Raw genomic sequence first — 9,996 nt, 5'->3', positions numbered from 1 at the left:
TATTAAAACATCTGCACCATTATAGTTAACTAAGATAATTGATACTGATTTAATTAATTGTGTGTTCATTCTTACAGTGTGTGAGATAAAAATCTCAACTACCAAGTTTTACTAATATTTCCAATCAAGCCCCGATAAGTCCCTAATAAACAAGCCCATATTTTTAATTGTTTATCTTCTAAATCATATAGCATAATAAAAACAATTTGAAGCAGCATATATTTTATTCGTCGAATTAAGCTAGTGAAATGATAGTAACCTTGAGAAAAGCGAGTTTCCAAATAACTATGATTACGACAGATATAGTAATAACGTAAAGCTGAATATTGTTGTATGTAGCGATATTTATTCATAAATTTTACTTGAATAGGACTACCAAAATTGTGGTGCATACTAGCTTTAGTAGCAATCAGGTTATGAAAGCCTTTTTGTCTTAGTCGCAATCCATAATCAAGGTCAATACCATCAATAAATAGGTCAGCACAAGGAGGAGAAATGGTTTTAGCGGCAGCTAATGAAATTAGAGATCCTGATGTAATCGGTGAATCACATTCATAAAAATCAACACTACTATTATGTTTAAGTGCTAGAAAATGATCGTTAAAAAAAACTGCACCTTCTATAACTTTACTCGTTCTAGGATCAGAAGGAGTAGGAGCAATAATGCCAATTTTATAATTATCTTGTTGAGACAATTGATAATAAGTGGTTAGCAAAATTTCTAAACAGTTTGCAGTCGGAACACTATCTTGATCAAAAGACCATAAAAAGTCATATTTTTGTTCGATAGCCCATTTGATTGCCCAAGTTAGTCCTGCCGCAATTCCTATATTTTCTGGATGAAACTTGATTAAAATATTTTCTTTATTCGTGAGATGCAATAAAGGCTTTTTTGTGGAGTTATCTAATATCAGCAACTTGTCAACCGTAAAGGAGGATTGGCAAGCAATAGCATTAAGACAATCCATAACTGCTTTTGGATCTTCATAAGCAGTTATATAAGCCGCTATCTTATACTGAGACTTCATTTGCGTAATACTTATATAGTAAACCGATGCATAGGAAAGGCGATTGTGACATATTTAATGAATTGATAATGTAACAAACTAATTTCATTACAAATTGATATTTCTCTGATTATATCTGAATTTATTCAGAAGATTTGAAAGCGATAAGGAATTCATTATAAGCACCATCATTGTATTGTTTATCAACAATTCCCAAGCCTTCAATAATATCCCCATCGATCAAGTATTTCATTTGAGTGAAAAACTCTTCATCTGTCCAAACGTGGCAATGAGGATCTGCAAGTCCAGATTCAAAATTTTCGCATCCCCATTTATAAAACTCTTTAGGTGATTCTATGCTTTTCTGCTTTAAATCTTCAGATATAACTTTGGCAAATTCCAAGATATGTTCTAATGATGGATAATTACAGTTATTGTAATAATCGTCGAGTAAATGTTCTATTGTTGTCGAGGGTCTTGAAGCATCAAAAGTTATTCTCTTATCTGGACAGGCAATAACTAGAAATCCTCCTGGTTTAAGCAAATTATGTAAATCTTTAATATAACTAATGACATTAGGAATATGCTCAATTACATGACAGAGAATTACAAAATCAAACTTTTTGTGAATTTGAAGGTGAACCTTAATATCTCTTTGGAGAATATATTTGATCGGCATTACTGTTTCAGCAGGAAGGTTCCAAAGAGCAATCATTTCTTCCGATGAACGAAAATCGGCAAACTCACATTTGCCAACCTCTTTGGTAACAGTTGGTAGATCGCAAGCTCCTATTTCTAAACCTTCTGCATTTTCTAAATTCACTAATTTATTTAAAAATTGCAAGCGATTTAACTGATAATCTACTCTAGTAATCATGTTTTCTACTGACTCCTATTTTTCAATCTAAAATCAATAGCTTCCTTATTTATACTTAATTCAACTTTTAATTCTAAAGCTATATTCCATAAGAATTTTCTCAAATTTCATACACATATTTTGTAACGTTAGATCCTTCACTGATTCATAGCCAGACGTTGCAATATTTTGCCTCATTCCAGCATTATTTATTAGATCCATTAATGCATTAAAAACAGCTTGTGAATTAGGTTCACATAATAGACAAGTTCCTTCCTTAATCATTGCTCGTACTGGAGGTACATCCACTTCGACTGTGGCACAGCCACAAGCCATTGCTTCAAAAACAACTGTGCTTATATTTGTCATAGAAAAAGATAGATGTATGTCAGATGAGCGCATTGCTTCTGCTGTTTCAGCTTGAGTTAAAACTCCCAAATTTTCGTAAGGAAATGGAAGTTCTAAAGCTTCTTCCAGTCCATACAATTTGATTTGCACATCAGAATTATGCTGATGCAATTTATTTAATGATTCTACTCCCAAAGCAAAATTACGCCTGGGGATATGAGGACGAGCAAAAAATAGTATTGAACAGGGTTTTGTTGTACTTAAATGACGATGCAAAATAGGATTTTCAGCTAAAAATACTTCACCTAAAGGAAAATCTACATACGGATAGTCAATTTTATTTCTTTGGCTCAAGATCTCTGCCAAATACTTGCCTAAAGTAATTATATTTAAAGGTAAATTATAAGTGGCTTCTGCTTGAGTAAAGTTAGCCTCTCCAGGTTTATAAAAGTAAGGTTCATAATCTTGAACATAGTATGCTTTGAATCGGGTATTAACTAGTTGCTCAACAACATAAGCTGTAGGCCAATTTGTAGCGATCGCTATATCTGATTCTACAATTCCAGCATGACCACAATGAATGATAGCCTTACTCTTCCCAAAATTCTCCTCGCAAAAATCTCTTACTTGTTCAGTAGTAAAATTGGTTAGATGAGCAATTGGTTCAATATAGATATTGACGGTGTGTTCTTTAGCTGCCAGATAATAAGCTAAATTAAAAATATGTTTATAGCCTCCACCCGTTTGAGCAATTGGCGCTCGCAGAATAAAAGCAATGGAAAGAGGTTTATTGGGTGATAAACTTCCCCCCAATAAATATTTCCACTTCTCCATACTTTCTGTAGCTGCAACCCGCGTCAAATAGCGAGAATTTACATCTTCAAAAGCTTTATGCCCCATTTCCTGTCTCAACTTCTGGTTAGTTACCAATTGATACAGAGCATCTTTCCATTCATCCAAATTATTACACAGTAGTCCATTAACTCCATCTTGAATAGCGACACGAAAAGCACTTGTATCCGAAGCAATTGTTGGGACAGATAAAAGCGCTGCTTCAAAATATTTGAGTTCACTTTTTGATTCGGTAAAGTCATTATTTTTTTCCAAGGGTGCAAGATTAATATCAACTTTCCGGTACAGTTCTGGTAAATCCCTCCAAGGCATATATGGAACACACTCTATTTGTGAGGCAACTTCCTGTAATGCTTCTGGGATATCGAGATGTCCAACTACCATGAGGCGGACATAAGGAAATTCTGTGAGAATGCTTTTTAAGGCTAAAACACATTCTGCAAAATCTTTAACATGGGTTTTAGTACCACTAAAATAGGCAATCCGAAGCATCCCATCATTAGGAACATAACTCTTACGAGCTTCGATCGCTCCTTGTTCCATCTCATCACTTATACGATTACGTAAAATTACTGAAACTGCATCAGGAAAAGTTTGTTGTATTTCTTGCTGGAGTTTGTTTGTACTTACTGTTATGTAGTCACATAAAGACATGGATTTACGATATCGCTTTACTCCATTTTCGTATAAAGTCTTCTCTTGTTGATCCATTAGCGTACAAGCATGAATTTGAGAAATACGGGATGGATCAAACACTAAGTCGTCAGTATCAAAAATAACTTTTATGTCTAGTTTTTTTGCATTGAAAACAAACTGTTCAAATTCGTTAGTATGGGGAACTCGATGAGCAATAATTATTTTATATTTAGTGATAAGTTCATTGTATAAAAATACCATTGGTTCATATACATCAACTGTATAGCCAAGGTACTTTAGGATTTCCGCTTGATGATGACATCGATAACGATAAGAATCTCCCGGGCACCCACTAATAAAAGCAAACATTTTTAACCTGTTATCAGTGAATAAATCTTCTTGAAGAGAGTTAGAAGTTTTCAGGATGTCTTCTGTTTTATTAACTATGTTTAACTCCTTATTATGTGTAAATATTTCTGAGGCGGGAACCAAATTTAGGAAACCCTTAACTCTGAACCAAGTTTTCCTTAACTTCCAGAACTTACTGCTTTGCATTGCAGTAATAGAAGTTTGAGCATATATTAATTCAGACTGTGATTTCTCTAATTTCGCCTGAGTTTGTCGGAGTTGAGATTGCGATCGCTCCAATTCTGTCTGGGTTTGCTGTAGATTAGACTGCGATCGCTCCAATTCTGTCTGGGTTTGCTGTAGATTAGACTGCGATCGCTCCAATTCTGTCTGCGTTTGTTGTAGATTAGACTGCGATCGCTCCAATTCTGTCTGCGTTTGTTGTAGATTAGACTGCGATCGTTCCAGCTGAAGCTGATTACCCTGTACTTGAGCTTGGGCTTGATCCAGTTCTGCTTGCGTTGAATGTAGTTGAGATTTCAATTGCTCCGATTCTTCCAACAGCTTAGAGAAGCGTTCGCTTATTGCAGCATATTCTCCTTCTATAGTCCAAGGATCTGCCCGAATAATAAACTGTAAAGTGTCAGCATCTTTATCTTCTTCAATTTGTTTAATAGTATTACTGTCGAATTGTTCTCTCTTATTTTGAGGTATCAAAGAACTCTCTGAAAAAACTTCTAGTTTTGTCCGATCGGCAATATTTACGAAATATCCTGGTATTTTAAATAACTCCTCAACCGTTTCTCTGGTAAAAAACCTCAGATGAGTATTATCTAAAATCCCTAATTCTGTATATTCAAATTTACCTTGTAGTAAAGATAAGCGAATTGCACCGTGAGCAATATTTGGAATAGAAGCAATTACATATCCATCTTTTTTTAATATTTGCTTGGTTTCTTCCAAAACTTTCCAAGGGTTTCGCAGATGTTCTAAAACATCTCCAAACACTGCAACATCGAATTCCTGGCTAGGCAATATTTCTGTAACAGAAACAAAATCTAAGTCGGCAACTATTACTTCTTTACAGTACTGTTCGGCAACTTTAGCAGCATCTAGATTTATCTCTACACCTGTGACAATACAGCCTTTTCTACTAAGTAACTGAGCAAAGTAACCAGTCGCACACCCAAAGTCTACTACTCGCTGATTGTCTCCAATGAGGTTTAACATTTTCCTTAAAACGTGGTTTTCCCCCAAACCTTCTTCTGTAAGATTTTCAGCCGATGGATAATCTTTTGACCAATCTTTATTCATAATAATCTAACTTTAATATCTGTATTAATTAAGCTGGTGTCACAACTGTTGGTAAAACTTTTTTGTTTACTTTAACCACCATCGGTTGATGGACTAAAGCATGAATGAGCTTTCCAGTGTCTGGGGGTAAAATTTGAAAAACCATTATATTATCAATCCAGTCAAAGCTAAGAGATTCATAGCTTTCAGCTCCAGCAACTGTTAAGCTATAAGAACTAGGTCGAAGAGGTAAATTAAATTTGAACTTAATTTCTATTTCTTCTCCTGGTTCTAGTTTATCTATTTTGATATTTTCTTCTAAAGTATTGCTACCAATTACTTCATTGCCATTTTTATCACACAGATGAAAGCCAACAATACAACTTTTTATAACAGAATAAACTTTTAAATTCACAATTAATGTTACTTCTTCATTAAATGCAAAGATTGGACTTTCGCCAGCATAATGACCTAATTGATTCAGGATTTTTACGCTTTCGATTCTGGCTTTTCCACTTCCTCTGCGTGTTGCTTTGCTGAAATTGGAACTCGGAGATTCAATTTCAAAATTTGGAGAATCTGAAGCTTGTATTGAGTTATCTACAACAGTATTTCCTTGCTGTTGGGAGTTAACTGTAATATCTTGTGCTAAACCTAATTCAAGTTCTGTAACTAATTTTAAATATTCAATTATAACGGTATTAGGCAATCCTGTCGTATGTATTTTTCCGTCATGAATCATCACGGCTGAATTACACAATGTTTTGATGGCACCTGCATCGTGGGAAACAAATAATGTTGTAACTCCAGAATCCATCATTGCACGCATTCGCCGCATACAACGATGTTGAAATACAACATCTCCAACAGCAAGTGCTTCGTCAACAATTAAAATCTCTGGCTCGACATTGACTGCAACAGAAAATGCCAAGCGGACATACATCCCGCTAGAATAAGTTTTAACAGGTTGCTCGATGAAATCGCCGATATCGGCAAAAGCGGCAATATCATCAAATCTGTCTTCGATTTGTTTTTGACTTAATCCTAGCAATTGTCCGTTAAAAAAGACATTTTGCCTGCCAGTAAACTCTGGGTTAAAACCACTTCCTAATTCTAATAAAGCAGAAACTCGACCTAAGACTCGCACATCACCACTGGATGGTGTCAGGGTTCCCACTATAATTTGTAGCAATGTACTTTTTCCAGAACCATTGCGTCCAACGATTCCAACTGTCTGTCCTTTGGGGATCTCAATGTTGATATCCCGAAGTGCCCAAAATTCATCTGTTGTACTCTTACCAGGTAGCAAAACTTCTTTTAGCCTATCTACAGGTCGGCTATACCGTTTGAAACGCTTCGAGACATTCTTAAGGGAAATAGCAATTTCTTCACCCATACTTTTGCTGTCAATCCTAAAAACTCACACACTAAAGCTAAAATGCGATGTCTACGACGGGGTACGCCTATGCACTCATCTTATTTTGCCAGATGTCACTACATAGTTAATGCTGGCATCTCTAGCTAAATGACTCCATGCTATCAAACTGTTAGTTCACAATACATCGGCGAATGCTGGACGTAGGCGGCGATAACACCACAACCCCCCAAAAAAGATTACAACTGCAATTAGTGAAGAAACTCCCCACTCGCCCCAGTGTTTGACTTCTCCAACTAAAACTATGTCACGATAAACTTCAGCGATCGCTGCTATTGGATTTAACCAGAATACCAAAGTCCGCCATTGCTCAGGAATTGCTGATGCTGGATAGACAAGCGGTGTCGCATAAAACCAAATATTTAAAATCACCCCTAAAGTCTGCGGGATATCTCGCAAAAACACTGTTAGTCCTGCCACTAAATAGCCCAATCCTGCCGTTAGCAATAACTGTGTTAGCCATACAAAGGGTAATAGCGCCAAGGTAGCATGTAAAGTATGAGAAGTTACCGCCACAAAAAAAATCAACGCCATTAAACCCAAGGAACTCTCAATGAACGTTGATAAAATTGGCACGAGCGGTAACAAAGTTAGGGGAAATACAACTTTCTTGACTAAATTCGGCTGTCCTACGACTGAACTAGCAGACTGCATCAAACCCCCCATAAAAGCAATCCAGGGAAGCAAACCCGCAAATAGCCACAAACCAAAGGTGAAGTTATTTTCTGGTAAAGTTTTCAGACTTAACTTCACCTTCAACACAACCGAAAACACATAGGTGTAAATCAGTAATTGTGATAGCTGATTTAGCAAAGGCCACAAATTGCCTAAAACAGAACCCTTATACCTCGCTTCTAAATCACGACGCACCAAAGTTCTCAGCAAGTCAAACTTTGCCCACAACCGTTCATTTATCGGTAGTATACGCCTCAGCCTCCCTGCCTTATGTACAAATCCTCGTATTGCTCGCAACAATTCCTGCTTCCTCGTTCACTACCGACACACCCAATTTGTCTCCATAAAGCTTAATAGCTATGAAAGTATCCTTGTGTTACTTGGGGAATACATTATTACTAGAAAATCTTACACAAATTGTCTTGGTGATTATACAATGAATCGGCTATTGCTAAGTATATTTTTCTTAGCAATATAAATTCTGTTGGCAACACTGCTTGTCTTGTGTAAGGACGCAAGTTTTTGCTTAACTCAAGCTATCTGGATCAATTCCTTGCGATCGCAGACACTCTGCTAATCGCTCTGCCGTTGGCTGTCTTGCTCTGCTTTTTCTCCTAGCTTTGCCACCCAACCCCCTGAAGTATACCAACGCAACCACAAACCCTTTATATTACAAAGGATGGCCGGCATGGTAGTAAAGGTTTAAGTTGCTAGCAAACAAAACTTCTTCAGATGGATAAGATTTAGAGGTTGACAAGTCTCACTCAGAAAATCCGCCTGAATGCAGTGAAATTTATCCGTAAAACCTGATTTTCATATTAATTCACTGGGTAAATCATCCATCCTAAGCATGGTTTCTTGTGGTGGACGGAGGATAGTTTGATACATAACTATTACTTTGGTTGCTTAACTCAAGCTATCTAGATGAACCTCTAACGATCGCAAATGTTCCACCAATACGACTAATCCTTGCGATCGCATCTGTGGTTAATTTTAAGTTCTGAGGTTAGAAGTTTAGAATTTTCTCCCTCATCTCCCCTGAATTTGTGAAAGCTGAGTCACGGATTCCGCTACACTGAGACTGGTTTGTTGCATTGTAATCAGGCATGGAAATCGGACAAAAGGTTAAAGTGTTTCGTTTGCGCGATCGCGTTTCTCCCCCAATTGTAAAAAAACTAGGACAAGTGGGTATCATTCAAGGCTACAAAGTCATTGATAGTGGGATCGGTGTAGTAGTGCTGTTTGAGGACAATACTTCCACTTGGTTTTTTGAAGATGAAATTAAACCTGTGTAGTAATAAAGAACTCAGATCGGAGTTTTTCTCAGTATCTGAAATTTCCAGCACAGGTTGAGAATCTTTATTGAGTGCTAAGTTGGAATTGAAAAGATCGGCGGTGAAAACAGGAATCAAGTAATGGCTCTAATATTGACATTTTTGGGCAAAGGCGGCACCGCTCGTACCAAAATTGCGATCGCCGCAGCCAAATTATTGGCAAGTCAAGGCAAGCGCGTACTCCTAGCAGGACAAGCAGAACCAACATTGTCAATCCTGTTGGGTACTACCATTGCTGCCGATCCTCAAGAAATCGCTCCCAAGTTACAGGCGGTACAGTTTCAAGCATCTGTACTGCTTGAGCGCAACTGGGACGAAGTGAAAAAACTGGAGGCACAATATCTCCGCACGCCCATCTTCAAAGACGTTTTTGGTCAAGAACTGGTAGTATTGCCAGGGATGGACAACGCCCTAGCTCTCAATGCTATCCGCGAATATGATGCCAGTGGCAAATATGATGCGATCGTCTACGATGGCACGGGTGACTCTTTAACGTTGCGAATGTTGGGTTTGCCAGAATCACTCAGTTGGTATGTCCGGCGATTTCGGCAATTATTTGTCAACTCCGATTTGGGGAAGACTATTACTGAATCGCCTTTAATCCAACCCCTGATTAGCAGCTTTTTCAATATCAACTGGACAGCAGATAATTTTGCAGGGCCTACCAACCAAGTCAATAATTTCTTGGAAAAAGGGAGAGCCGCTCTTGCCGATCCGAAGCGTCTTGCTGCTTTCTTAGTGACCACAGGAGATCCAATTGACGTAACAAATGCTCGTTATTTATGGGGTAGCGCTCAACAAATTGGTTTAACTGTCGGTGGTGTTCTGCTTGTGTCTCCTGAGACAAACGTCAATCTGCCAGAGGAATTTATACCCCTACCTGTGAGCGTTGTTCCCGACTCGCCAACAGGTGACTGGCAAGCACTGATAGACGCACTACCCAACTTTGAAGCACAAGCTTTACAGGCTCCTAAACCAATTGAAATAGACATCCACAATCGTCAAGTACGCTTATTCTTGCCAGGATTTGACAAAAAGCAGGTCAAGCTTACCCAATATGGGCCAGAAGTCACGGTAGAAGCAGGAGACCAGCGACGGAATATTCCCCTACCCCCGGCTCTCAGTGGCAGACCTGTGGCTGGAGCAAAGTTTCAGAATAATTATTTGATAATTTCGTTTTAAGTTATGGGAATGGGGCATGGGGAATGGGGC

The 9,996-nt window shown here is 37.8% G+C and carries 8 protein-coding genes; 2 read left to right on the top strand and 6 right to left on the bottom strand.

Going from position 1 to position 9,996, the window contains the following annotated elements:
- Positions 1–98: 98 nt before the first annotated feature.
- The 6 genes from G1O98_RS33350 to G1O98_RS40965 form a co-directional block, all read right to left on the bottom strand.
- The gene (locus G1O98_RS33350; RefSeq protein WP_163937614.1) at positions 99–1,028 is read right to left on the bottom strand and encodes a glycosyltransferase family 2 protein; all 930 of its coding nucleotides are present in this window, start codon (positions 1,026–1,028) and stop codon (positions 99–101) included.
- 121 nt (positions 1,029–1,149) lie between these two features.
- The gene (locus tag G1O98_RS33345) at positions 1,150–1,884 is read right to left on the bottom strand and encodes a methyltransferase domain-containing protein (protein ID WP_163937612.1); all 735 of its coding nucleotides are present in this window, start codon (positions 1,882–1,884) and stop codon (positions 1,150–1,152) included.
- A gap of 60 nt (positions 1,885–1,944) precedes the next feature.
- A complete protein-coding gene (locus G1O98_RS33340) occupies positions 1,945–5,361 on the bottom strand; it encodes a glycosyltransferase (protein WP_163937609.1) in 3,417 nt (1,138 codons plus the stop codon).
- A 28-nt stretch (positions 5,362–5,389) separates the two neighbouring features.
- The gene (locus G1O98_RS33335) at positions 5,390–6,736 is read right to left on the bottom strand and encodes an ABC transporter ATP-binding protein (RefSeq protein WP_163937606.1); all 1,347 of its coding nucleotides are present in this window, start codon (positions 6,734–6,736) and stop codon (positions 5,390–5,392) included.
- Between the two features lie 156 nt (positions 6,737–6,892).
- Positions 6,893–7,738 carry an ABC transporter permease gene (locus tag G1O98_RS33330; RefSeq protein WP_163937617.1) on the bottom strand — a complete coding sequence of 282 codons (846 nt, stop codon included), beginning with the start codon at positions 7,736–7,738 and terminating at the stop codon, positions 6,893–6,895.
- Positions 7,739–7,976: 238 nt separating this feature from the next.
- Complete coding sequence (locus G1O98_RS40965; RefSeq protein ID WP_265578557.1) at positions 7,977–8,108, bottom strand: hypothetical protein; 132 nt, start codon at positions 8,106–8,108, stop codon at positions 7,977–7,979.
- A 448-nt stretch (positions 8,109–8,556) separates the two neighbouring features.
- On the opposite strand from G1O98_RS40965, the gene G1O98_RS33325 reads away from it, so the two are divergent.
- Positions 8,557–8,745 carry a DUF2862 domain-containing protein gene (locus tag G1O98_RS33325; protein WP_114082757.1) on the top strand — a complete coding sequence of 63 codons (189 nt, stop codon included), beginning with the start codon at positions 8,557–8,559 and terminating at the stop codon, positions 8,743–8,745.
- A gap of 120 nt (positions 8,746–8,865) precedes the next feature.
- On the top strand, positions 8,866–9,966 hold the full coding sequence (locus G1O98_RS33320) for an ArsA family ATPase (protein ID WP_163937603.1): 1,101 nt from the start codon (positions 8,866–8,868) through the stop codon (positions 9,964–9,966).
- The last annotated feature ends 30 nt before the right edge of the window (positions 9,967–9,996 follow it).

The sequence above is a fragment of the Nostoc sp. UIC 10630 genome (assembly GCF_010747425.1).
Lineage (GTDB): Bacteria > Cyanobacteriota > Cyanobacteriia > Cyanobacteriales > Nostocaceae > Nostoc.
Note: the sequence above shows the minus strand (reverse complement) of the source record. Positions and strands in the feature narration are given on the sequence as shown.

Coding starts and splice junctions, on each gene's coding strand:
- G1O98_RS33350 (WP_163937614.1), bottom strand. CDS start 1,028: ATGAAGTCTCAGTATAAGATAGCGGCTTATATAACTGCTTATGAAGAT.
- G1O98_RS33345 (WP_163937612.1), bottom strand. CDS start 1,884: ATGATTACTAGAGTAGATTATCAGTTAAATCGCTTGCAATTTTTAAAT.
- G1O98_RS33340 (WP_163937609.1), bottom strand. CDS start 5,361: ATGAATAAAGATTGGTCAAAAGATTATCCATCGGCTGAAAATCTTACA.
- G1O98_RS33335 (WP_163937606.1), bottom strand. CDS start 6,736: ATGGGTGAAGAAATTGCTATTTCCCTTAAGAATGTCTCGAAGCGTTTC.
- G1O98_RS33325 (WP_114082757.1), top strand. CDS start 8,557: ATGGAAATCGGACAAAAGGTTAAAGTGTTTCGTTTGCGCGATCGCGTT.
- G1O98_RS33320 (WP_163937603.1), top strand. CDS start 8,866: ATGGCTCTAATATTGACATTTTTGGGCAAAGGCGGCACCGCTCGTACC.